General features: G+C 69.9%; 23 protein-coding genes. 10 read left to right on the plus strand and 13 right to left on the minus strand.

Annotation, left to right across the window (positions count from 1 at the left end):
* Positions 1 to 3: 3 nt before the first annotated feature.
* Positions 4 to 774, minus strand: coding sequence for a DUF5919 domain-containing protein (locus tag AB0C25_RS24965; RefSeq protein WP_357376649.1), 771 nt, complete (start codon positions 772 to 774; stop codon positions 4 to 6).
* Positions 775 to 1,001: 227 nt separating this feature from the next.
* Here AB0C25_RS24965 and AB0C25_RS24970 point away from each other — a divergent pair, with 227 nt between their 5' ends.
* From AB0C25_RS24970 to ligA, 8 genes are all read left to right on the plus strand, one after another.
* Complete coding sequence (locus AB0C25_RS24970; protein ID WP_244236352.1) at positions 1,002 to 1,349, plus strand: helix-turn-helix domain-containing protein; 348 nt, start codon at positions 1,002 to 1,004, stop codon at positions 1,347 to 1,349.
* Positions 1,350 to 1,555: 206 nt separating this feature from the next.
* Positions 1,556 to 2,962 (plus strand): APC family permease, encoded by a 1,407-nt coding sequence (locus tag AB0C25_RS24975; RefSeq protein WP_357376650.1) that lies wholly within the window; start codon positions 1,556 to 1,558, stop codon positions 2,960 to 2,962.
* Positions 2,959 to 3,972 (plus strand): acetamidase/formamidase family protein, encoded by a 1,014-nt coding sequence (locus tag AB0C25_RS24980; RefSeq protein WP_357376651.1) that lies wholly within the window; start codon positions 2,959 to 2,961, stop codon positions 3,970 to 3,972. Before AB0C25_RS24975 ends, AB0C25_RS24980 begins: the two co-directional genes overlap by 4 nt.
* Positions 3,973 to 3,987: 15 nt before the next feature.
* Positions 3,988 to 4,674 (plus strand): GPP34 family phosphoprotein, encoded by a 687-nt coding sequence (locus AB0C25_RS24985; RefSeq protein ID WP_357376652.1) that lies wholly within the window; start codon positions 3,988 to 3,990, stop codon positions 4,672 to 4,674.
* Between the two features lie 51 nt (positions 4,675 to 4,725).
* Positions 4,726 to 5,388, plus strand: a complete 663-nt coding sequence (locus tag AB0C25_RS24990; RefSeq protein WP_357376653.1) for a GNAT family N-acetyltransferase — start codon at positions 4,726 to 4,728, stop codon at positions 5,386 to 5,388.
* A gap of 261 nt (positions 5,389 to 5,649) precedes the next feature.
* On the plus strand, positions 5,650 to 6,270 hold the full coding sequence (locus tag AB0C25_RS24995; RefSeq protein ID WP_357376654.1) for a hypothetical protein: 621 nt from the start codon (positions 5,650 to 5,652) through the stop codon (positions 6,268 to 6,270).
* Between the two features lie 100 nt (positions 6,271 to 6,370).
* Entirely contained in the window at positions 6,371 to 7,411 is a 1,041-nt protein-coding gene (locus AB0C25_RS25000) for a hypothetical protein (protein WP_357376655.1), read from the plus strand.
* Positions 7,412 to 7,651: 240 nt separating this feature from the next.
* Positions 7,652 to 9,757, plus strand: a complete 2,106-nt coding sequence (gene ligA, locus AB0C25_RS25005; RefSeq protein WP_357376656.1) for an NAD-dependent DNA ligase LigA — start codon at positions 7,652 to 7,654, stop codon at positions 9,755 to 9,757.
* Positions 9,758 to 9,857: 100 nt separating this feature from the next.
* Here the strand turns inward: ligA and mobF are convergent, their stop codons facing one another.
* Positions 9,858 to 14,366 (minus strand): MobF family relaxase, encoded by a 4,509-nt coding sequence (gene mobF, locus AB0C25_RS25010; RefSeq protein WP_357376657.1) that lies wholly within the window; start codon positions 14,364 to 14,366, stop codon positions 9,858 to 9,860.
* 311 nt (positions 14,367 to 14,677) lie between these two features.
* Here mobF and AB0C25_RS25015 point away from each other — a divergent pair, with 311 nt between their 5' ends.
* Positions 14,678 to 15,115, plus strand: coding sequence for a hypothetical protein (locus AB0C25_RS25015; RefSeq protein ID WP_357376658.1), 438 nt, complete (start codon positions 14,678 to 14,680; stop codon positions 15,113 to 15,115).
* Positions 15,116 to 15,234: 119 nt separating this feature from the next.
* Here the strand turns inward: AB0C25_RS25015 and AB0C25_RS25020 are convergent, their stop codons facing one another.
* From AB0C25_RS25020 to AB0C25_RS25035, 4 genes are all read right to left on the minus strand, one after another.
* The gene (locus tag AB0C25_RS25020) at positions 15,235 to 15,396 is read right to left on the minus strand and encodes a hypothetical protein (protein WP_158630759.1); all 162 of its coding nucleotides are present in this window, start codon (positions 15,394 to 15,396) and stop codon (positions 15,235 to 15,237) included.
* A 291-nt stretch (positions 15,397 to 15,687) separates the two neighbouring features.
* Complete coding sequence (locus AB0C25_RS25025; RefSeq protein ID WP_357376659.1) at positions 15,688 to 16,164, minus strand: hypothetical protein; 477 nt, start codon at positions 16,162 to 16,164, stop codon at positions 15,688 to 15,690.
* A 98-nt stretch (positions 16,165 to 16,262) separates the two neighbouring features.
* Positions 16,263 to 16,709, minus strand: coding sequence for a single-stranded DNA-binding protein (locus AB0C25_RS25030; RefSeq protein WP_357129833.1), 447 nt, complete (start codon positions 16,707 to 16,709; stop codon positions 16,263 to 16,265).
* 81 nt (positions 16,710 to 16,790) lie between these two features.
* A complete protein-coding gene (locus tag AB0C25_RS25035; RefSeq protein WP_357376660.1) occupies positions 16,791 to 17,216 on the minus strand; it encodes a single-stranded DNA-binding protein in 426 nt (141 codons plus the stop codon).
* A 630-nt stretch (positions 17,217 to 17,846) separates the two neighbouring features.
* Here AB0C25_RS25035 and AB0C25_RS25040 point away from each other — a divergent pair.
* Positions 17,847 to 18,050 carry a hypothetical protein gene (locus AB0C25_RS25040; RefSeq protein ID WP_357376661.1) on the plus strand — a complete coding sequence of 68 codons (204 nt, stop codon included), beginning with the start codon at positions 17,847 to 17,849 and terminating at the stop codon, positions 18,048 to 18,050.
* Here the strand turns inward: AB0C25_RS25040 and AB0C25_RS25045 are convergent.
* The 7 genes from AB0C25_RS25045 to AB0C25_RS25075 form a co-directional block, all read right to left on the minus strand.
* A complete protein-coding gene (locus tag AB0C25_RS25045) occupies positions 18,028 to 19,071 on the minus strand; it encodes a bifunctional DNA primase/polymerase (protein WP_357376662.1) in 1,044 nt (347 codons plus the stop codon). The genes AB0C25_RS25040 and AB0C25_RS25045 overlap by 23 nt on opposite strands.
* A complete protein-coding gene (locus AB0C25_RS25050) occupies positions 19,068 to 19,583 on the minus strand; it encodes a hypothetical protein (RefSeq protein ID WP_357376663.1) in 516 nt (171 codons plus the stop codon). The genes AB0C25_RS25045 and AB0C25_RS25050 overlap by 4 nt, the downstream gene beginning before the upstream one ends.
* Positions 19,584 to 19,685: 102 nt before the next feature.
* Entirely contained in the window at positions 19,686 to 20,615 is a 930-nt protein-coding gene (locus AB0C25_RS25055; protein WP_357376664.1) for a DUF4192 domain-containing protein, read from the minus strand.
* Positions 20,616 to 20,691: 76 nt separating this feature from the next.
* A complete protein-coding gene (locus AB0C25_RS25060; protein ID WP_357376665.1) occupies positions 20,692 to 22,059 on the minus strand; it encodes a hypothetical protein in 1,368 nt (455 codons plus the stop codon).
* 107 nt (positions 22,060 to 22,166) lie between these two features.
* The gene (locus AB0C25_RS25065; RefSeq protein WP_357376666.1) at positions 22,167 to 22,949 is read right to left on the minus strand and encodes a hypothetical protein; all 783 of its coding nucleotides are present in this window, start codon (positions 22,947 to 22,949) and stop codon (positions 22,167 to 22,169) included.
* Positions 22,950 to 22,951: 2 nt separating this feature from the next.
* The gene (locus AB0C25_RS25070; protein WP_357376667.1) at positions 22,952 to 23,647 is read right to left on the minus strand and encodes a hypothetical protein; all 696 of its coding nucleotides are present in this window, start codon (positions 23,645 to 23,647) and stop codon (positions 22,952 to 22,954) included.
* The gene (locus AB0C25_RS25075; RefSeq protein WP_357376668.1) at positions 23,640 to 23,762 is read right to left on the minus strand and encodes a hypothetical protein; all 123 of its coding nucleotides are present in this window, start codon (positions 23,760 to 23,762) and stop codon (positions 23,640 to 23,642) included. Before AB0C25_RS25075 ends, AB0C25_RS25070 begins: the two co-directional genes overlap by 8 nt.
* Between the last annotated feature and the right edge of the window lie 16 nt (positions 23,763 to 23,778).

Consider the following 23,778-nt stretch of genomic DNA (forward strand, 5'->3'; position numbering starts at 1 on the left):
TTGTCATCTCCCGTCGAACGCGGCGATCACCGCGTTGATGTCCGTAGTGCGCTCAGCCTGGGCCCAGACCCGGTCGAAGCTGGTGAGGTAGTGGTCAACGACCCGGCCGCCAGGCACGCGCCGTAGGTGTAGCACCGGGTTGTGAGCGGCAGTAGATCCATACACGTGGGTGTTGACCAGCATGGTTTCGTCTACCCGGAAGATGGACGCGTACAACGTCGTGTCGTGCAGCCGGACCTCCACCCCAGGGATGGCCAGGATGGGCTCGTAGTAGCGCAGGCTCAGCAGCACCCGGTGGGCGAGCCCAACCCCGAAGCCCTCTTCGTCTCCCCGGCGACGCACTGCGGCACCGTTCGGATCGGCCAGCAGGACCCTAATCCGGCAGCCCTGGCGGGCTCGCTCACCGAGTTGGGTGATGTCGTGGAGCTCGGGCAAAAACAACCCGGCGAAGACGAGGATGTCGACTGACTCCCGCGCCTGCTGGATCAGCGACCTCCACAACTCCAGCGGCACCGTCGACCTGGACGGATAGAACTCGACCATCTCGGCACGCCCTGCGGACACCGTTCTGAAATCGTCCACCACCGACGGCCACAGATATGTCTCGTCTACGCCCAGCAGGTCTGCAGCCGCAACGCGGTGAGCGCGGTGCGGGACGCGATCACGGGTGATCCAGCGCTCCACGGTTTTCGGATCGACCCCGAGCAGCTCCGCGCAACGCTGAGTAGTCAGCTCTCTTGCTGACACGGCTCCCCGCAGACGCTCGTTCGGCATCAGAGGCCGAGACCCGACGAGGGACGCATAGGGGCGTTTATACCCCCGTCGAGACGTCCGCGAAAGTCCCTGACCGGCGGTGGCCGGATCCCCACGATCAGCGATCGGATTGTGGGACGCGGTTGGACGCAAGAGCCGCACCTATGTCGTCCCAGAGGCTGACTCGTAGCGGCTCTCGCGTTGGCATCACAGCACGTTCGGGGGAGAACGCCTTGACCACGATGGCCATGAACACCAGCACCACCACGACTGCTGCGGTCAGGGCGCAGACCACGAGGTATCCGGGGTGGCGGGCCCACGGCCAAACCGATCCGAGCTGGTGGATCGACGGGCACCTCGGGGGTCGGTCGCTTGCCGAACTGCTGCGTCAGCGTGACATCGGCTCCCTGTTCCGCTTCCTCAAATCGCGGGGGTGGAGCCAGGCGGCGATCGCCGCAGCCACCGGAACCACCGAGAACCAGGTTCGAGCGGTCATTCAGGGGCGCCAACGAGTCACCTCCTATGACGTGCTCGAACGGATCGCCGAAAGACTCGACATTCCACGGGGCCTGATGGGGCTCGCGTACGAGAAGTAGTGCACGTCGAACGGTGGCGCCGCGGATCTGGGGCGCACCGCGGTCCTTCACCGCTGAGGGACTCATGGTGACCGGCCACCGTGGGGCTGGCTCTGACTCGGGAAGCACGTGATCGTCGATGGTCACAACATCGACGATGACCTGTCGGCGCTTGTCCTTCTGGTCGAGGAATTCATCAAATTTTTATGCTTGAGAGAGGTTTCTAGGTGTACGAACAGAGCGAGCTTGAGCGTTACGGCTATCGGCAGGAGTTGGCCCGCCAACTGCGGTTCCGGGATCTGGTCGCCTACGGGCTGGTGTACATGGTGCCGATCGCGCCGATGGCGATCTTCGGCAGCGTGTACGCCGGCTCCGGCGGGATGGTGGCCCTGGCGTACGCGGTCGGTGTGGTGGCGTTGGTGTTCACCGCGTTCTCCTACGCGCAGATGGTGAAGGCGTTCCCGATGTCGGGCAGCGTCTACAACTACGCCGGCCGGGGTATCAGCGCGCCGGTCGGGTTCCTGGCCGGCTGGGTGATCCTGCTCGACTACGTTCTCGTGCCGGGTCTGCTGTACCTGGTGGCGTCGGTGGCGATGCACGCCACCGTCCCGGCGGTGCCGGTCTGGTTGTGGCTGCTCGGGTTCGTCGCGGTCAACACGGTCGTCAACTCTGTCGGCATCCGCATGACCGCGATGGTCACCCGAGTGATGCTGGTCGGTGAGTTGATCGTTTTGGCGGTCTTCCTCGCTGTCGCCGGTTGGGCTCTTGCCTCGGGCAGGGGCAGGTTCAGTTGGGACGCCTTCTACAACTCCGACACATTCACCTGGTCCCTGATCGCGGGCGCGGTGTCGATCGCGGTGCTGTCCTTCCTCGGCTTCGACGGCATCTCCATGCTGGCCGAGGAGACCAAGGGCGGCTCCCGGCAGATCGGCCGGGCCATGGCCGCCGTGCTCATCCTGGCCGGCGTGCTGTTCATCGCGCAGACCTGGCTGGCCGCGATGCTCGTCCCCGAGCCGGCCTCGCTGCTCAGCGACGGGGATCCGAACGGCACCGCCTTCTACGACGCCGCGCAGGTGGCTGGCGGAGGGTGGCTGGCGACCTTGTGCGCGGTAGCAACCGCGATCGCGTGGGGCCTGCCGAACTCGATGGTCGCCCAGGTCGCCACCTCACGCCTGCTGTATGCGATGGCCCGCGATCGGCAACTGCCTGCCTTCTTGGCGAAGGTTTCGATCCGCCGGAACGTGCCGATCAACGCGACCCTGCTCACCGGCGCCGTGTCCCTGGTGCTCGGCCTGTACATGGCCACCCGCGCGGACGGGATCACGCTGCTGTCGTCGCTGATCAACTTCGGGGCGATGGTCGCCTTTCTGGTCCTGCACGTCTCCGTGGTCGTGCACCACCTCATCCGCCAGCGCAGCGGGAACTGGTGGGCGCACCTGGTCATGCCCGGTATCGGGTTCGCGATCCTCGCCTACGTGGTGGTCAACGCGAACATCGCCGCGCAGCGCCTCGGTCTGGCGTGGCTCGCCCTCGGCGTGGTCGTGCTTGCCGGCCTCTACCTGTCCGGCCGCCGGCCCGCCCTGTCGGGTCTGGCGCCCGCCCAGACGCAGGCCCGCCACGTGGAACGGGTGTGACCACCATGGACACGATCACGTACCGTCCCGCCCGCGACGAACTCGCCTACACCTTCGGCGGGCGGATGCCGGTGGCCCACGTCCGCTCCGGCGACATCCTGCAGGTGCACACCGAGGACTGCTTCGGCGGCCTCGTCCGCGGGCCGGCGGACCTGCCGTCGCAGGTGTGCCGGATGCCGTACCTGAACCCGGTGTCCGGGCCGTTCTTCGTCGAGGACGCCGAACCCGGCGACACCCTCGCGATCCACCTCGCCGCCATCACCCCTGCCCGCGACTGGGGCGTCTCCTCGACGTTCCCGCACTTCGGGGCGCTGACCGGTACGTCCCACACCGCCACCCTGCAGCCGCCGCTGCAGGAGCGGGTGTGGGTGTACGACATCGACCGGCAGGCCGGCACGGTCCGCTTCCACGCTACGGCCAGCGACCACTCCATCGACCTGCCGCTCGACCCGATGATCGGCACGATCGGCGTCGCTCCCGGCGGGTTCGAGGCCCGCTCCACGATCGTTCCCGACCTTCACGGTGGAAACCTGGACACCCCGGAGCTACGTGCCGGGACCACTCTCTACCTGGGGGTGAACGTGCACGGCGCAATGTTGGCCCTCGGCGATGGGCACGCCCGTCAAGGTGAGGGTGAGGCGTGCGGCGTCGGCGTCGAGATCGCCACGATTACCACCCTGACCGTCGAGGTGATCAAAGGGGTGTCGACGGCCTGGCCGCGACTGGAGACCGACCGGGAGATCATGTCGATCGGCTGCGCCCGGCCGTTGGAGGACGCCTACCGCATCGCCCACCGCGACCTCGTCGCCTGGACGAGTCAGCTCACCGGCCTCGACGACCTCGATGCCTACCAGTTGGTCTCGCAGGCAGGCAGGGCACCGATCGGAAACGTCTGCGACCCCAACTACACGGTCCTCGCCACGGTGGACAAGGCGCTGCTCCCGCAGCCGCAGCCCGTCCACGACGGCGTGCACGCCCGGCTGCGGCAACGGGCCGCAGGGCTGCGGTAGAGCAGGAATGACCTGATGACCGCCCTGCCTCCCCAACTGCCGTTGCGCGACGAGTTGTTCCTGCTCGGGCACGACGACGACACCGGCCAGCTGCATATCCACCGTCAGGCCCTTGCCCTCGGCCTCGCCGGCGCGGTCCTGATCGACCTGTTCCTCGCCGGTCGCGTGGCGTTCGACCCCGCCGTTGGTGACGACCAGCCGGGCACAGAGCGGAGGTTGTGGCTGCGCCTGCACGAGCCGGTCGGCGACCTGATCGCCGACAGCGCGCTTTCGTCGATCCGATACGCGCGCCCGGCCCCATCCCTGCGCGGCTGGGTGCGGGGGTTCCACGACGCTCTGTACGAGCGCACCCGCGCGGGCCTGGTCGCCGGTGGGATCCTGCGCCACCAGCAGCGCCGCCGATTCGGTGGGCTCACCCGTACCGACCGCTACCTGCTCCTGGACGTCAAGTGGCCGGTTGTCGCTCGCGCCCGGCTGCACTACATCGCCACCGGCCGCAATCAGCCTGACAACCACACCGCCGCTCTCGCCGGGCTGGTCACGACCCTCGGGCTGCTCAACCATCTGTACCTCGCCGACGACACCACCGTGCTCGCCGCACAGCTACGCACCATCGCCGAACAGCACTACCAGCCGGTACGCGACATCACCGCGGCGGTCGACGCCGCAGTGGGGGATCTCGCCACCGCCGCATACCGCTGACCCCGGACGCCACCGGCAGCTATCCATTTGCCCGCCGTGCTTGGAGAACTCATGGACGTCATTCCGCGCATCCGCTCCGCCCGCTGGGCGGACAAAGATCCGGTCGCCGCACTTGTTGCCGACGCCGTTTACCCCACCCCACTCGCCCAGTGGCTGGTGCCCGACCCGGCCGCGCGCCGCGGCGTCCTGGCCGACGTCGCGGCGATCTGGGTAGAGCACGCCATGTTCCACGGCGACATCCAGGTCACCGATGACCTGAGCGCTACCGCCATCGCATTTCACCGCTACCGGCCCATCCCGCCACCCGCGAACTACCAGAGCCGCATCGACACCGCCGCCGGCACCCACGCGCAGCGCTTCGACATCCTCGACCAACTGCTCATCACCCAGCGGCCCACCGGCCCGCACCACCACCTAGCGATCCTTGCCGTGCGCCCCGACGAACAGCGGGGTGGCCTCGGCGCGGCGATGCTCACCCACCATGAAGCTCGCCTCGACCGCATCAACCTGCCCGCCTGGACGGATACCCTTCCCGACACCCAGGACCTGTACCTCCGGCACAGATACCTTCCCCGACTGACGCTCACCCTCCCCGACGGGCCAACGGTGACCTTGATGCACCGCGCCCCACGCCCAGCTCACGAATCGGGGCGGCTCAACGCCACCAACCCCACCGTCGCCCCGACGCTCGCAAGGCCCGTCGCCCCACAGTGAGCCGGATGCCTACGCGGAGGCGACAGCTCAGCCATCACGCCGCGTCTTCGCATCACGGTCGTGCGTGTCATCGCCTGCCAGTCGCGCTGAGCCCGCGCCGGGGCGCACAAGCCGGTCGCCCGCCCAGGAAAGGGGAGGGCCGCGGCGACCGACGTGGCCGACGGCGATAGGCCCCCACTGTCGCCGTCGGCCACACCAGCCACCTTTGCCCAAGATCGAAGATGACTAGGAGCTTGAACGGACATGCCGACGCGGACGCCGATGCCCCGGGTACTTGAACCGGCGTGCGGGCCACGCCAGACGCCCGCTCGTACGGCGATCGACCACGCCGCGGCGCGGCAGACGCTCGGCGACCTTACGGACGCCTACCAATGGGCCGTCTACGCCCGCACGCTCGCCCACCGCGCCACCCCACCTGCCGAGCAACTCGACGCGGCGGCGCTCCTGGCACCCCTGGCCGCCGTGAACGGGCACGCAGACCAGGCTGTCACCGCCTACCGCGACCTGGTCGACCTCGCCACCGCGCACCTCGGCGCCAGCCACGAGCGGACCCTGTACGCCCGCGCCGGCCTGGCCCAGGCACGCCACTGCGTCGGCTGTTGTGACCAGGCGATCCGGGACCTCGCCGACGTCTACACCACCGCCGCGCACCGGCACGGCCCCGACGCGCCAGTCAGCCTGAACACCCTCACCGCACTCGCGTGCCTCTACCGCGATTGCGGGTGGCCCGACGTTGCTCACCGCTGCCTCACCGCCGCCACGACCATCGCCAACAGGTACCTGTCGTGCGGCGATCCTCTCCGCGCCCGCATCACCGACACCGCGGGGACGCCTACCAGCTCGAACCATCGCGCCGTCTGCACCCAGGCGAGGTGGTCATGACAAGCATCGACCGGGTCGTCAACCACGGAAGCACGGTCGACGCTGCAGCCGGCAGCCGGCGGGTTCTGGCCTGCGCCACCGCCCCGGCACGGTGCAACCGGTGACCGGCGCCGACCGCACGAGGCGCCTTCCGCCGGTCAGTGCGACCAAGGGGCCGCTGGCCGACACCCGTACACCGGTATCCCGGTTTGCAGGCGCCCTGCGACCTCGCACGCTGCTTGGCCACACCGCTGTCAAGATCGTGGTTCTGCTGTTGGCCGGTAGTCCGCTGCCGGGCTGTGCCATCCGATCTGCCGGATCAGCCCGTCCCGACGCAGGGCCGTGCACGACACCACGCAACGCGCCCACCGCCCAGCTGCAACAGGCGGTCGATAGCACGCGGATTGCGGGGCCGACCCGGCTGTGGTACCCCCACCCGCCCGCGACACGACTACATCAGCTGATCGGCCAGGTGTCCGCCAGCAGCTGCGATCTCACGGCGGGCACGTACGACGTGATCCACCTTCGCCTCTGGCGCAGCGACCCAATCATGGTGCGGGACATCATCCGCTGGCGCGCCGACGACCGGTCGGGCGCGCAGCTTCTCACCAGTTACCCCCGCGGGTATGTCGAGGTGACCAAGGACTGGTGGTTACCCGGCGAAATCTCCTTCGTCGAGCCGGGTAGCGCGTTCACCGACAGCGGGACGGTGCGCGACGGGATACACCGCCGCTATGGCGACACCGCCGAGCCCCAGGCGGTACTGCGGGGAATTGCCTCGCTCGCCAACTGGTACAGCCCACGGTGCGTCGAACGCGCCACCACGCTCGCCGTTCTGCGCGACACCCCGCCGATCACCTACTACTCGCGGGTGATCGACCGTGCCGGTCGCATCGGCATCGGCATCACCGCCACCGGCCGCAACGACCGCGATCTCCTGATCCTGCACCCCAGCACCGGCGAGGTCCTCGCCTACGAACACGCCCGCCGTACGCCCACCGGCTGGCACGTCGAGAACTACTTCCTCTATCTCACCCACACCCACTCGTCTCAGCGGTGGTGGGAACCCCCTGGCGCGTCGAATGACGAACCGCCGCTGCCATCACCACACCTGCATCCGCGCGTCAAATCGAACTGGGACCTGCCGTCCCCAGCCGCATGACATCCCACAACACCGATGGCTTCCACCGGTTCGGCGGGCTCTCCGCACGTTCGACCCGCACCGACGCTTCGAGAACGACACGTTCTATCGCACGCTCGGGCTCTCCCCGGCACGACCCGGAACTGACAAGCCGCCCCGCCTACCGGATCAGCGGACAGAACCCCACCCAACTGCGCCCACGCGACACCAGGGATGAATCCCACCAGCGCTACCGACGTGCTGTCAGGGGCAGTCAGCAGAATGGGCGGCATGACGACACCTTCCGCAGCGGCGTTCGCTGTCGACCTCGCTGACGAGGCCGCCTACCTTGAAGCCGTCGCGCAGGCGCGGAAGGCCGCCGATGCCTACTACGGCTCCGGCGAATCAGACTTGGACGACGAGACCTACGATCGGCTGCTGCGCGGTATCACCGCGTGGGAGGACGCGCACCCCGGGCAGATCGCGGTCGACTCCCCGTCCCAGCAGGTCGCGGCGGGCGTGACAACGGGCGACGTCGCGCACCCCGTTCCGATGCTCAGCCTGGGCAACGTCTTCTCAGACGAGGACCTGACGGCGTGGGCCGTCTCGCTGGAGCGGCGGCTGGGCGGAGTCGCGGTGGCAGGCTGGGCGGTGGAGCCCAAGCTCGACGGTGTGGCCCTGGCAGCCCGCTACCGCGAGGGCCGGTTGGTTCAACTCGTCACCCGCGGCGACGGGATGACCGGGGAGGACGTGTCCCACGCGATGGGGGACATCGTCGGCCTGCCCATGACCCTGACCGAACCGGTCACGGTCGAGGTGCGGGGCGAAGTCCTCATGACCGAGGAACAGTTCGCCGCTGCGAACGAGCTGCGGATCGCGCACGGCGCCACGGCATTTGCCAACCGCCGCAACGCCTCCTCGGGCTCGCTGCGCGCCAAGGACCGGGCCTACCGAATCGGGCAGACCTTCCTGGCCTACGCCGCACTGACCCACCCCGAGCACACCGACGACCCCGGCCTCGCCGCGCTCACTCACACTGAACTCATCGCCCGCCTCGCCGATCTCGGGCTGGGGACGATGGCCGACACCCCGCTCGCCACCCGGACCTACGTGACTCTTGACCAGGTTGTGAACCGGGTGCGCGAGATCGGCGCCCTGCGTGCGGGACTCGACATCGAACTCGACGGTGCCGTGATCAAGGCCGACAGCCCCGCGGACCAGATCCGGGCCGGGATGGGATCTCGCACGCCGCACTGGGCCACCGCCTTCAAGTTCCCGGCCGCCCAGAAGATCACTGTGCTGCGCGCCGTGGAGTGGAGCGTGGGCCGCACCGGTGTGATCGCCCCGCGGGCCGTCCTCGACCCCGTGGACGTCGCCGGCACCACCATCACCTACGCCACGCTGCACAACCCGGCCGACATCACCCGCCGGGGCCTGATGCTCGGAGACCACGTCATCGTCTACCGAGCCGGCGAAGTCATTCCCCGTGTCGAAGGCGCGGTCGCCGGTCTCCGTACCGGCACCGAGCAGCCCATCGACTTCCCCGAACTCTGCCCGCGCTGCGGCTCCGGCATCGACCGCAGCCAGGAGCGCTGGCGCTGCGCACGGGGACGCTCCTGCGGCCAGAAAGAGGCGATCCGGTACGCCGTGGCCCGCGACGCGCTCGACATCGACGGCCTCGGCGAGAAAATCATCGTGCAACTCGTCGACAAGGGGCTGATTGAGGACTTCGCCGACCTGTTCACCCTCACCCGCGATCAGCTACTCACCCTGGACCGCATGGGGGCCAAGAGCGCCGACAACCTCATGGCCGCGATCGAGACGGCCAAGACCAAGCCCCTGAATCGCGTCTTCTGCGCCCTTGGCGTCCTGGGCACCGGCCGTTCCATGTCGCTGCGCATCGCCGCGCACTTCGGCTCCATGCAGGCCATTCGAGACGCCGACGCCGTCGCTCTCGAGCAGGTCAACGGCATCGGCAACGAGAAGGCCCCAGTGATCGTCGAGGAACTGGCCGACCTCGCCCCGGTCATCGACAAGCTCGTCGCCGCAGGTGTGAATCTGGACCAGCCCGGCTTCGTTCCCGCTGCTCCCACAGATGCTGAGGGCGATGCGGAGGCGTCCGCCCAGGAGGCGAAGAGCGAGCTGCCCTTGGCAGGGATGACCGTGGTGGTAACCGGTGCGATGACCGGCCCTCTCTCGGACCTATCCCGAACCGAGATGACCGAGCTGATCGCCAGGGCGGGGGGACGCGCATCCTCAAGCGTCTCTGCCCGCACCCACCTCGTCGTCGCTGGAGAGAAGGCCGGCAGCAAGCTCGACAAGGCCCGGGCGCTGGGCATCGAGACCGTCACACCCGAGGAACTCGCCCAGCGCCTCGCTGGCATCTGACGTCGGCCGTCGCGACCGAGGACTCCGGGTACGGCGTCCACGCCGCTTACCAGGCGGGAACGCGGGCGCCCCGCGTACCTCGACGTCTGCCATGCTCGGCTTACCAGGACATCTGAACGTCCGGCTGACTCTGGACTTGGTCAAGAGGTGGCTCAGGCGCGGTGTGCTGTAGGCCGACGCGCTGCTCAGGCGAGGTGGCAGCCGGCACGGCTTCGGGCGTGCCCGCGGAGCTGCGGTAGCCCTCGCCGATCAGTTGAGCGTTGAGATGCGTCGCGTACGTGGGCGTGGTGAGGATGCTGTCGGGATCGCCTTCGCGGGGGCCGAGCCAGTCTTTGCCCAAGTCGTCGGCGATTCGGGCGGCGATGTGGGCCCGTTGCTCGTCGGGTAGAGCGAGGTAGATGTCGCGTGCGATTCTCGCGGTGACGGGGTCCGCGGGGGTGGTGTGCGGGTGCCGGGCGGCAAGGACGGCGTCGGCGGCGTGAAGATATGCCCGGTGCCCGGCGTGGTGCTGGGGAACGTAAGAGCCGATGGGTTGGTCGGGGTCGTCGCCGGTGATCTGGTACTGGTCGCGGTAGGCCGCGACGGTCGCCACGTGGGTCCTCCACGTCGTGTGCACGTTCGGCTGGGTGACGTCGCCCTTAAGCCCGGCGAGCCAGGCGGGTTGCTCGGTGAGGGCACGGTCGGTGACCTCGTTGACCCGCTTCTGGATGAGCCGGGTGGCGTCTTCGAGGTAGGCCGTCAAGGCGGTGTCGGCGGTACGTGAAGCGGCGTCGAGCCAGGGAACCGGCCCGGCCTCAGGGGTGGGGCGGGCGAGGCTGTGGAGTTGGTGGCGGACGCTGTCCAGGTCGCTGCCGGGACGGGCAACGGTGAGGAGTTGTTCAGCGGGGTAGCCCTGTGTTTCGGCGGCCTTGAGGGTCCAGGCGAGGGTGCGCCAGCCGTCGGTGGTGCCGACTTCGACGGGTGGTGGGGTGGAGTCGAGGTGCTGGTTGAGGCGCCAGGCGAGGACTTCGGAGAGGGACCGAGCGTCGTGCAGGGGCCGGGCGAGGGCGGCCGTGGCGACGGCGGTGAGGGCGTCGTGTCCGGCGTGTTCGGCGCGGCGGATCGCTGCGGTGAGGGCGGGCCAGGCGGGCTCGCCGGCAGCCCGGTCGGCCCTTCGGTCGCCGAGAACGGTGGCGATCAGGTGTCGGTGGTCGCCGTCGTGTGCGGTGGGTTCGTTTGCGAGAAGCCGCGGTGGGCGGGTCGCGTCGATGGGGTCGAGGGGCTCGGCCGTACGCAGGATCGGTCCCAGGAGAGCGGCGTACCTCGCGGTGTCGTCGACGCTGGGTTGGGTGAGGGCCGGGCTCGGGCTGCGGCCGTCCAGGTGGTCTTTGATGCGCCAGGTGAGAAGTTGAGCGGGGGATTCGGCGCCGACGAGGGTGCCGCGGCGGGCGGTGTTGGCGAGGACTTGGGGCAGGTCCCAGCCGTTGCTCTCGGCGGTGCGCAGCGCGCGGACGACGGTAGGCCAGGCGGCGTCACGGTGCACCGCGCCAGCGTCTGGGCCAAGGGCGTCGGAGACGAGGGCGTGCAGGCGCTGGCTGTCGGCGAGTTCGGTCGCGTAGCGCAGTCGGGGGACCAGGGTGGCGAGGCTGCGGGCCTGGTCGGCGGCGTGGGCGATGGCTTCGGTGGCGGAGGTTTGCGCGCCTTCGGTGGCGAGGACGGTTTCGAGGACTTCTCGGGCGGCGCGGGCGTGTGGGTCGTAGCCGGCGCGGTCGAGGCGGGCGTCCTCGTCGAGGGGCAGGATCCGGTGGGTGACGGCGTAGAGGGTGGTGTGCTGGCGGGCGCGGGTGGCGGCGACGTAGAGCTGTTCGCGGGCCATGTCGTCGGTGATGAGGGCGTGGGAGGTGTCGACGGTGGCGCCCTGGGCGCGGTGGACCGTGGTGGCGTAGAGCAGTTCGACGTGCGCGCCGACGTAGGCGGCGGGGAGGGTGAGAGTGCCGCCGTGCTGTTGGTGTTTGACGGTGAGGGCCCCGTCGGGGCGGCGGTGGGTGACGGTCCAGGCGTCGCCGTTGCGGACCCAGTCCTTGCCCCGGTTGCTGGTCATGGTGCGGCTGTTGAGGCGGGTGACGATCCAGTCCCCGCGGCCTGCGCGGTTGCCGTCGTGCAGGTTGACGCCGTCGGGTTCGACCTGGCCGGCGGTGACGCGGTCGGCGCGGGCGCGGGCGGACAGGGCGGTGACGCCGGCGCTGGTGGACGATGACATGAGGGTGGTCAAGCCTGCGGTCATGTCGGTGTGCCAGGCGGTGTATGCCTGTTCGACCATGGCCTCGTAGGAGCCGCCACGTATCCGGCCGCTGCTCTCGTAGTGGTCGAGGGCGGTGGTGTCGCCGTCGCGGAGGCGGCGGGTGGCGTCGGCTTCGGCAGGTGTGGTGAAGCGGTGCAGGGCGGTGAGTTCGACGGCGCCGGCCTCCGTTGCGAGCAGGCGCAGTGCGCCGCCGGACTCGACGGCGGCGAGTTGCCGGTGGTCTCCGAGCAGGCGTACGAGGGCGCCGTGCCGTGTGGCGATGTCGCGTAGGGCGTCGAGGTTGTGGGTGCCGGCGAGGCCGGCTTCGTCGACGAGGATGACGTCGCCGGGCCGTACCCGGAAGAAGTCTTTACCAGTGGGGAAGGTGCTGTCGGCGTGCCGGTGGTTGGTGTGTTCGTGGACGAACTTGTGCAGGTTTTCGGCGGGGACGCCGAGGTCGGCGCTGAGGACGGCGGACGCGGCGGCGGAGGTGGCCAGGGGGATGAGTCGCTGGCCGTGGGCGGCGACGACGTGTTGGTACGCGCTCATGGTGGTGGTCTTTCCGGCGCCAGCGGGGCCGAGCCCAACGGCGATCAGCCGCGCGTCGGTGGCGAACGCGACGACCATGGCCCGCTGCCCGGCATCGAGCGTGGTGCCGGTGGTGGCCTCGTAGCCATCAAGCATCGCCTGCACGGCGGGGGCCGCGTAGCCCAGGACCGTGGGGGTGCGGGCGGCGTCGAGGAGGCGTTGTTCCGCGTCGAGGATCGCCTGGCTGGTGTAGCGGGCGGCGCCGTGTTGCACGAACACCGACGTTCCGTCCTCGCGGCGAAGCCCGGCCGGCTCGACCAGGTCCGGCTCGAATGTCACGGGTACGCAGAGCGCGGTGACGGCTTGGTGGACGACCTGATGCAGCACCTCCGTGCGATCGTGGGGATCGGTGAAGCGCAGCCCGCTAGGGGCGATGCTGGTGGGCGGTTCGCGCAGCAGCCGGTCGGCTTCGGCACGTAGGTTCCACACGGTCCACGTCGACCGGGATCCCTCCGCCTGCCGCACGGCCAGAGCGGCGAGGGCCCCGATCTGCTCTGTGGATAACGTTGTGGAAACTGTCTCGTGTCTGTGGGTGGGGCCGGTGGCGGTGACTACCTGGGCAAGGGATCGCGCGGCCGATTGGCCGTGTTCGGCGTGCAGTCGGGCCGTCCATTCCTCGCGCAGCGCGGCGAGGGAACGGGGAGCGGGTTTGGGTCCGCGGGTGTCGAGGTTGGCCTGGCCCGCGAGGCGGAACGCGGCCTGGTTGTCCGGGTCGCGGCCGTGGGCGCGACGGAAGTCGACGACCAACTGCTCGTAGCGGGCCTCGATCTGCGACCGCCGCGATGAGAACGTCCCGATCACGTCGCGCGGAACACCGGCTACCTCACGGACCGGATGCCGCTTGCCAATGGTGTCAGGGCGGACCGCGAACTGCACCCCGAGGTGTTGGATGGCGAGGGTCTCGACGGTGGAGTTGTAGTGCTCGGATGCGGCGACCGCGACGCGGTGCAACGGACCGCCGTCGAGGCTGCGCCACTTGCCATCCGCGCCCTGGATCTTGTTGCTGATCGCGACATGCGTGTGCAGGTTCGGGTCGCCGTCGCGGGAGTCGTAGTGGTCGAACATGGCGTAGACCAGGCCGCGGGTGTCCAGCTGCGCCTGCCCGGTATCGCCGCTGCGGGTGAACGCCGCATGCTTCTCCAACAGCTGCAGCGCGGAGTCGCGGGCCTGCTCGTGGATCGCCTTCACCGTGTCGCGGACCCGCTCGCGTTCGTCGAGGGCCCACAGCAGGACGAGGCTCTTAACGGGGGTGAAGACGAGGTCGTAGCCGGCGACGGCACCGCGGGCCCGGCGGGCCTCCTCGGCGCGTACCTTGCCCGTCTCGGCCTGTGTCGGCTCCCTGCCCGTCTCGGCGCGCACCACGTCGAGCCGTTGCTCGACACGGGTGTCGAAGTCCTGCAGAGTTGCGTAGACGGGGAAACGGCGCCCGAGGGTGGCCTGACGGATCGCCTCCTGCGTGAGCCGCTCGACCTCCTCGTCGTCCATGCCGGGCCGAACCCGGGTAGCGAGATGTCGGGCGATGATGGCATCGGTATCGGGGTGCATCCCCTGGCCAAACAGGTGCCGCATCTGCTCCTCGGACACCTGCCCGGCTAGACCGAGCGGGGCCAGACCTCGGCCGCCCCACCGGCCGGGAGGGTTGCCGGGGGCGGTGTAGTAGTCGGTCGCGTCCTGCCTGGGAAGCCGGTCGCGGTCGCCGCCGACGACGTGCCGGGTGAGGTAGGTGTAGCCGTCGCCGACCGACAGCTTGTGCAACGTCATCACTGGGCGACCACCCCCTTCCCTTGCGTCGAATTCGCCCCCACCCGCCTTCGTTGGCGCGATTGTTTACACCGTTAATTTCAGGGGGAGAGGGGACGGTACCCGCCGCAGGCGATCCATGGCAAGAGCATCTGCAAGAGGTGTGTCGGCGTTCTCTTTTGAAGCTGCGGATCCACGTTTGCGCTGGTGGAGGCGGTGTTGTGTGGGGGTTTAGCCGGCTTTTCTTTTCGGTTGTTTGTGGTTCGATTGACGTGGCTTGAAATTGCGACTCGGTCTTGTTGGTAATGGGTTTATGTGGCTAGGGTTTCGGCATGGCTAAGCGAAATTCTGGTGCGGGTGTGAATCGGATGGCGGCGCGGAAGGCGTCGGAGGTTCGGGCGGCGCGGGTGGCCCGGCTCGCGGCGTACGAGGCGAACGTGACGGAGGCGGTGCGGGTCTACTTCGACCGGGTGACACGCGCGGGTCAGGTGCGGGAGGAGGCGACCCTTCGGGCTCAGCGGATCCTCGCCGCCGGGCAGAGCAGGGCAGGAGGGCTGGACCGGGAAGCCGATGCGGCCGTCGCCCGGCTTCGGAAACTTGGTGAGCCGGTCACGGAGATCGCGGCCATGATCGAGCTTCCTGTCGCTGGAGTGCGCGCCGCCCTCGCCCGCGCCAGCGACCAACCGACTCCCGTGGGCGACCAGTCGGCCCTCGTCGATGAGCACATGGAGATGCGCACGCAGGAGGAGCCGGCATTGTCGACGGCATGAGGTCGGGCGCGGTCTCCACCACGGCGCGGCGGGTGCGGTCGGCAGGGGCGGGCGATGTCGCCACGGTGATGGCGCGGTGGGGCCGGACTCGACAGTCCGGCCCCACCGCGCGTTGCGTGTCAGCGGTCGCCGTAGCGCAGGACGGTTCGGTACTCGGCGGCGTCGGCGGCGCTGTACGGGTCGTAGGCGTCCTTCTGCCCGACCAGCACGAGCCGGCGGCGGACGGACGCCGTGGTGGGGGAGCGGTGCTGCGGGGCAGTGGGAGTGGCGGTGGTGCTCATGGGTGAGTCCTCCTGACGGTTCGGGTTGGTGCGCTGCTGCCCGGGTGGGGCCGGGGTGCCGCGCTGACAGGCCGGTGAGGGACCGGCCGCGGCCGGCGGCGGGCAAGCGGGAAGGCCGCGAGATCTTGGGAGCGCAGCGGTCCGGGGAGCGCAGCGAGCCGGCCAAGATGTTGGGGTCGGCGCTTGCCGGACGCGGCCGGGTCGGTCACCACTGGGGACTGGCCAGCGCGCACCACGGACACCGGTGAGACCCAAGCGGGATCAGGGCGGAGCGGCGATGCGCGGCGTCTCCTACGGGCGGGCGCGTCGTCCGATGAGCCGTAGGCGCAGGTGCCTGACCGGTGCGGTGGGGTAGGCGCGGAGGTAGGTCACCAGCGTGTAGGCGAGGTCGGCGGTGCGCTTTTCGACATCGTCGAGACCGGGCTGGCCCTGTATGCGGGCGTTGAGGGCGTCGAGGAGTTGGTACCAGCCGTAGTAGAGCTCCTTGATGGCGATGACGTTGTCTGCCGTCAGGTGGGTGCAGGTTCGGGTGGCGGTGAGCCACTGCTGGTTCACGGCTTGGGCGTGCTCGTCGAAGAGGTTGCCGGTGAGCATGTCGAGTTGGCGGCGTACGTCGTCGGCGTCCTGCGGGAGGCTGATCGCGGGCAGGGGCAGGCAGGCTCCTGGCTGGGGGTGGGCGGCGGAGACGACTTGGGTGATCGTCGCGCAGCCGCGGACCAGGTCCCGGTACGCGTCGGCAAGGTGGTGGCCGGCTGAGGGAGTCTTCACAGGTTCTCCGGGGCATCGGGCGGGGGACTCGGTGTTCGAACTGGCGGATGGACTGAGCCACGGGCGGGCCGTGGTCAGCGGCCCGCCCGGTGCGGTGGTCAGCGGTGCAGGAGCTGTGGGTCGGTGGTGACCTCGGGGTAGAGGTGCGCGGCATACTGCTCGCCGTCGGGGGTGGTGACGATGTCGCCGCGGCGGGCCTTGACCGCAGTGCCAGCGTGGGCGTCGGTGAACCGCATGGAGACCGACAGGTTGCGGGCCTGGACTTTGAGGCTGGGCATGTCGGAGTCGTTGAGGTAGGGCAGGAGCTGGCCGGCTTCGACGAGGACCTGGTCGCCGCGGGTGAGGTTGCGGGCCCGGGCGGCGAGGTCGCCCCAGCACATGACCTCGAAGAACATGGCGCGGGTGTCGACCCACTTGCCGCTGTGGTCGCGGTAACGGTCGCGGTGCACGATCGGGAACTGGACGTACTCGCGGCCGTCGCGGGTGTGGCCGGTCTGCGGTGAGGCGGTGAGCCGGCCCTCGACGATGCAGGTGAACAGGGACATGACGACGCTCCAGACAGTCAGGTCGGGTGAGGGGTGATGGGCGGGGCCGGCCGGCACGGCCGGCCCCGCCTGCGGTGAGGGCTAGAAGGCGGGCTCAAGCTCGCGGTCGCCGGCAGCCCAGGGGTCCTCGACCTGCTCGGCCTTGGCGGTGCGGGCGCACTGGGCACCGGCGAACCGCATCGAGACCGCGACGTTGCCGGCGGTGACCTGCAACTGCCCGGCCGGCTTGTCGCTGTTGGGTGACTGGTAGGCCCAGACGGAGAGGTCGTCGCGGGCCTCGACGATGACCGTGTCGCCCTTGCGCAGGTGCTCGGCGCACCGTTCGGCGAGGCTCTCCCAGCAGGTGACCGTGACCCACATCGTCGGCCCGTTGGTCCACTCACCGCCGTTGCTACGGCGGCGGGTGTTGTGGCCGACCCGCAGCTTGCAGACGGCCTTGCCGGAGGGGGTGACGCGCAGCTCGGGCTCGTCGGCGAGGTTGCCTTCGAAGGTGAGGTTGAACAGCATGACCGTGCTCCCTGTCGCTTGGTGCGCGGCGGGCGGGCCGGTCGGGTGACCGGGGCGCCGGGGCGCCGCGCTGACGGGGCCGGTCAGAGCCCGCCCTGGGACCGGGGCTGCAAGCAACCAGCCAAAAGATCTTGGCGTCGAGCGGAGCGAGACAAGGGGCCAAGATGTTTTGGAAGGGGGCTTAGCGGCCCCGGCCCGGGTGGGCTGACCTTCGGGTCCCTCAGCAGCGGACACCCGGCCGCCACCCGGGACACCAGCACCGCCAGTGCGCCTCATCCGTGACGACCGGGGCCCGGACGTCGTACCGACCTCGCCGGGCTGCCTAACTCGGGCGCTGGCGGCACGCTTGGACGGTGGCGTACGACGGCGGGGTGGCTGAACTCGCCAACTGGTAGGCGCTGGGTGCTGGACTGGTCGTGTTGGTTCGGTCACGATCTGGTGATGAGTGAGGTGCGTCCTCGGTGGGCGAAGCTACCCCCAGCTGAGCGAGACCGCCGTCTGGCGCAGAGCGCCGCAGATCGCGCGCGACACGAACATGGCGCAACGCCGTCGACGGCCGTACCGCGCATGGATGTGCCTGAGCAGGAGCGGCGCAGCCGGCAGGGTCAGAGCGACGCAGCCCGTGCCCAAGTGACGCGCTGGGCGGGACTGCCGGAGGAGGAGCGCCGTCGTCGACAGTCGCAGAGCGACGCTGCTCGGGCTGCGGCCCGGCGTACCGAGGCGCGGCCTGCCCGAAGCTCGGCGACCGAGTTGAGCGACGACGAGACCGTCCGGGCGATGGAAGACACGATCGACAACGGCGGCTACGACTTCATGTCGAAGGACGACTGGTGACAGCAAGACGAAGCCGGCGGCCTGGGTGAGGGCTCGTACCCCCACGGCGCGGTTGTCGTCCCCGGGTCACTGCCCGGGGGCGGCGTAGTCCGGCTCGCCAGCCGGAGGCGATCGTCGTACGAGCCTCAGCCGCCGACAGACCGACGGTGCGCGCGGCTTCCGCGAGCCGGGGCCACACCACCTGTGCGTCTAGCCCGTCGTGCGCGGCGAGTTGTCCGAGACGGAATGCCGCGAGGTGCAGGGCCGTGTTCCGGCCGCCAGCGGTGATCCGCTGTCCGCCGCGGATGACCGGCCGGGGTGCGGCGAGGATTCTGCCGATCTCGCCATTGAGGGCGGCGAGCCCGTACCGGTCGGGGTCGTCGATCCGCCCCGGGATAGCCGTAGCCGGTTCGGGCACTGGGGCCGGCGGTGGTGACAGCAGTCGCCGTAGGGCTGGTGGGCAGTCTGGCAGGACGCGGTCGAACTGTTGGGTGAAGGTGTACCGGCGACCGGTGGGGTGCAGCGACGGCGGTGCGACGACGAGTCCACCGCGTCCACGCCAGTCCACCCCGGGTATGACGCCGACGCGGTTGGCGTGCCCGGTCGCGGCGAACCAGAGATGCCACCCGGATCCGGTTCGTACGACAGGCCCCTTCGAGGGGGCGTTGTCGAGGATGGCCGTGACGGTTCGGAGTCCGTCTGCGGTGTCGATGTCGCAGACGTCGAGCAGGCTGCCGGTGGCGAGGCCGATGTTCGCGTCGGGCCACCTCGTCCACCATTGCCGTACGAGAGCGGGGTCGGTGGAGGCATCTCGCAGCCCGTGCCGCAGCCTGGGGTGTTTGCCGGGTGACGGGCAGGCGAGTGCCCGCCGGCAGCTACAGCCACCAGCACGCTGGGGAGTGTGCAGGGGCATCACGGGGATACCGGCGGTGGCGTAACGAAGGGCCACGTTGAGGACGGGCTCGGATCGCAGGCCCTGCGGTGGGGGCGGTTGGGTGGCCGGTGCGGCGGTCGGTCCGTGGGCTTGGGTCGGGGTGGTCATCGGAGCGTCCTCTGGTGGTCATGGGCGCGGTTCGGGCCCGACGGATCTGTCGAGGCCGGGCATGGCGCCAGGACGGCGGGATGGTGGACGGGGTGCTGGTTGACCGTGAGGTCGAGGCTGACGTACTCGCCGTTCTCCGTTGCGATCGCGATGCTGAGCGGCGCAGCGGTGCCGGGGACCGGGGTGACGGTGAGGGTGACGGGGCCGGCGGTGATCGTGGCGGTCGGGACGCCGTATCGGTCCTCGCTGACCGCGGCGTTGACGTCCCAGGTTTCGGCCAGCAGCGGCCGGCCGCTGCTGTCGATGAGGCTGCTCATCAGTTCCAACGCGTCTGCGCCGGATGGCTCGGCTTCACGGTTGAGGAATGCGGTGAGCGCGTCGACGATCGCCGTGTCCGGGTGTTGCTGTCCGTTCGTCGTGTGGTGCGAACGCAGATCCCCGTCGTCGGCGACTGTCGGGGTGCGATGGCGCTGCATCAGGCCGGTGTTGGTCAGGGCAGCTTGCGGCGTCACGAGGTACTCCAGAGGCAGTGGTACGGGCGGGATGGATCAAGGTCGGGGCATGGTTGCTTCGGCCCGGAGGGCTGGCTGTGCGGAGGCGCGACGGGGAACGCGTCACTCGGCGCGCGCGGCGTCGAAGTCGCAGGTTCCGAGGAAGGCCAGGTCGCGGGCGGGAATGTGCCTGCCGGCGGCGAGCGCCACGATGCGGCTTATCCGGTCCTGTGGGTCGACGGTGAGTGCCCGTCGGGCCGCGGCGAGAGCGAGGGTTTCGTCGCCGAGTCGCCACGCGCACCAGGCGGCGAGACCTGCCGGAGCGGTGACGTACTCGCCGGGGACGCGGCGGGTCAGGTCCAGCCACAGATCCCGCTCCCACATCACCCCCGACGTGGCCCGCCGTACCGTGTCTTGGTTGTGCGGATCGGTCAGCAGGATCGCCATGCGGGCGGCTTGCTCGACGGTGAGGCGGTGGCTGTTCCGGGCCCGGTCGAGCAGCGCTCGCAGCGCCGCCGGCTCGTCGGAGGCGGGCTCAAGGGCGGCGATGGCCGCAGCGACGGCGGCCTGTTGTGCCGGGTCGGGATCGGTGAGCGCGAGCAGGGCGTCGCGATTCGGTAACGCGACGAGGCCCTCGACGGTCGACTGGGCGGCGGTCGCGGTCGCCTTCGCGTCGAAGCTGACACCCTCTGTGGCGTCGCAGGGGCAGTCGAGGCAGAAGTAACGGTCAGTGATCACCAGGAGCGTCTGGCTGACGGTGAGGTGCGCGGCCAGGGCGTCACCTGCCGCCGTGACTTTCGGTGCGACGTCCCGGTTGCCGTAGCCGACGAGGACGAGGGTCTGCGCCGCCGTCCGATCGGCGACGTCGCGGAAGGCCTCAACGACCTGCGCCATCGGGGCGGCGAGGTCGACCCGGGCCGCGACGGCGACTCTCCGGTCGGCCTTCAAGAACAGCGCGACGAGACTCTGCTCGGGGTGGTAGCCCAGCAGGTAGGGCACCAGGCCCAGCAGCTCCGCCTGCGACCGTACCGTGAAGGTGGGGACATGAGACACGACAAACTCCTTGATCGAGTACGGGTAGAAAACGAGACCGGCTGTGGTCGACCGGACCACGGCAGGGGACGCCGCTCTACTGCGGCTTCGGGCGTCGCCGCTCACCGGCGAGGACCCGGACAGTGGTGCTCGCCGCGATAGGCGCGTCAGCGGGGCCGCGGAGGTAGGCGAAGACGTAGACGTCCTTTCGCAGCGCCCGCCCGGGACCGTGGGGCTGGGAGCGCCAGTAGCCGCTGATCCACCGCCGCTGCGCCTGCGGCTCCCGCGCCTCACCCGGCCTGGTCTCCCGCGGGCCGGTGGCCTGCCGGCCGCGGATGCGGACCAGCCGGACCTCCGGTGCGGGCCGCCGGGTCCGTACGTACGCCTTACGGATCGACCGGTCCGCCGCGACGGAGACGGTTTCGCCGGTGCGCTGCGCGATGAGCAGCCACGTCGCGGCCAGCACCGCGAGAGCACCGTCAACACGTGTGATCGCCTCGCCGTGGACGACGAGGCGGTGGCTGACGGGGATGAGCCAGCCGACCTGCTCCCGCAGCGCCTGCACCGCCAACCCATCGGCGACGCCGGCCGAGCCACCGACACCGCGGTAGGAGACGATCCGAATCCCTTCATCAGTGCTGGCCCACGATGCGGCGCAGACATCCCAGGCGACCGGATTGGCCCACAGGAGCAGCCCATGGGGTGCGGGGAGGTCTTCGACGTCGAGGACGGTCGCCGGGAGGTCCGTGGCGGCGGTACAGGCGAGGTCGGTGAACTCGTCGTCAACGGCGAAGAGCCGCCCACCCTGCAAGCTCGCCGCGATGTCCTGCCTCTGGCGGACCTTCAGCAGGTCCATGTGGTCTGGTCCGGTAAGCAGCGCGGTCAGCCGGTCACGGATCTTCGGCAGCGCTGTGGCCGTGACTGGGGTGTGGGGCCAGTGGACGTCGGTGAGCAGGGTCCGCCCTGGCCGCAGGGTCCCCACGACACCGGCATGAATCGCGCGCACGGCTTCGGCCGCGATCGTCGGGTCCGCCCACCCCATCCGGGTGACCGCCCGCTGGGTCAGGGCTTCGCTCTTGCTGGCCTGGGCGAGCAAAGTGCAGGTGATACACGCCGACCAGGTGGTGCCGAAGTCGTGGACGCTGCTGTCGTCCTTGCCGAGAGCGAGGGCCTGTACGGGGCCGCTGTCGAGTCGGAAGACGGGATATCGGTCGCTGCAGAAATCGCAGGACCGCGCTACCCCGGCCACCTCTGCGCTCGGCACAGGGTCCGGATCGTGGTCGTAGGAGGTGCGGGCGGCGGGGTGTAGGTGCCGGAGCCGGCCGGTCGCGTCGAAGTAGGTGTTCAGGATCCGGCGGCAGACGCGGCACGCCATCTCCCGCCGTAGATCGGCCGGCGGGCAGACGGCGGCATCCGGCGGGTGCCTGGTGGGTGGATCGTCAGGGGGAGAGGTGGAGTGGGACATCGGGGTGAGGGATCCTCCGGTCGGAGTGGGACCGGCTCGTCGTCAATGACCGCCTACTCATGGACGTTCGACGCGAACCGGCAGGAGCGACGGCGCCGCCGCAAAGGTCAGAGCAGTTCGCGGCTGCAGGTGTGCGCGGCGTGGTCACCGAGCAGACCCGCCACGCTCGCCCCGGGCGTGACCATCACGGTCTTCTGGTCGCAGGTCGGGCAGGTCAGCCAGTCGCCCTCGTCGTCGGCCGTGACGTAGGTGTCCGGGGAGACGCAGGGCAGCGCACCTGCGCACGCGCAAGCCGGGGGCGTCGGGAGCAGCGGCAGCGGTGACCACTGCTGGAGCGCTTCCGCGATCGGGTACGCCGCGGCCAGCTCTTCGCTGGTGCCGCAGTTCATCTGATGCGGGACCAGGATCTGCTGGTGCACCCAACGCTTCAGGCGGGCCCCGGCGGTGTGTCGGGCGGCGGCGCGCATCAGCGCGAGCCGGTCCAGCCGCCGGTAGCGGGCAGCGAGCACCTGACACAGCGCCACGGCGCGGCGGGCGGCCGCGGCACCACCGGCCGTCGCTCGGTCGGCGGCCTTCAACAGCGCCAGGCGTAGCCGCAGCGGCCAGGAGGTCGTGTCGAGGTCAATCGCGTCGCCGCCGCCCACGAGTGTGATGCCGCGTACGACGAGCAGGTTCGTCAAGTGGGTGGCGAGCAGGTGCTCACCGTCGCCGAGCTGCACGATGATCCGGTCAGGAACGAGCTGCTGATCCAGGACGTCCGGCTTGAACAGGACCGTGCCGTACAGCTCAACGCCCGAGACGCGGTACGCGACCACGCCGCTGGGACGCCGTTCCTCGGTCACCCTGACACTGCCCAGACCTGGCAGCTCCACGAAGTCGTCGAGAGTCATCGTCAGGCCTCACTGCCAGCGCCAATGGCGTGGGCGGTGCCGCCCTGTGTCGCTTGCAGTGCTGGCTGTCCGTCGCCGCTGGCCGACCCGACGGCTTCGGCGCCGGCCATCGCCAGGGCGCGAAGGTCCGAGACGCGCCGCTCGTAGTGCTGGATCTCTGCGGCGAGCTCGTCGCGTCTGCGGCAGCGGTGCGCCAGCTCGTCACGCAGAAGGTGTTCGGCACGCTGGTCGGCGCACAGCCGCGCCCATGTGGTGACGATGGTGTGCCGCAGCGGGTGGGTGGCCCACATGTTGCGCAGGACAGTAATGATCGCCGCGGCGTACTCGGAGGTCCTGTCCGGCACTGGGTCAGTGACTCGGGTGCCGCCGGCACGGTAGACCGTCAGGTGCCATCGCCGGACCGGCTCCTGCTGATCCGGGTCCAAGTCTGCGATGCCGGCAATGGTGATCCCGTTGATCACCGGCCGATTGATGAGCGGGCCCGTGTTGAACTGGTCCGCGGGTTCATGGCCGCAGCGGACCCAGATCCGGGTTGGAATCAACTCCTCGTCGGCGAAGGCGGGCTCGATCGTGAAGGCGCCGCTGGCGCGGCGCCCGGAGATGACGTTGCGGACCTGCCCGCTGGTGAGGTCCGGGGTCTGCGTGAAGGTCAGTTCGCCGTACGGGTCAGGCAGGGCCACGGTGTGAAGTTCAGTCATGGGTGCTTCCAAGGTTCTTGAGGGGAGGGGGCCGCCAGCCGGCGGCGATCAGGTGGGCGGTATTGCCGAGCAGCGCTTCGCGGCTGGTGCGGCCGGCCGTGAAGTCCTCGGCCACGGGCACAGGTCGTTGG

The organism is Micromonospora sp. NPDC048839, assembly GCF_040649915.1.
GTDB lineage: Bacteria > Actinomycetota > Actinomycetes > Mycobacteriales > Micromonosporaceae > Micromonospora.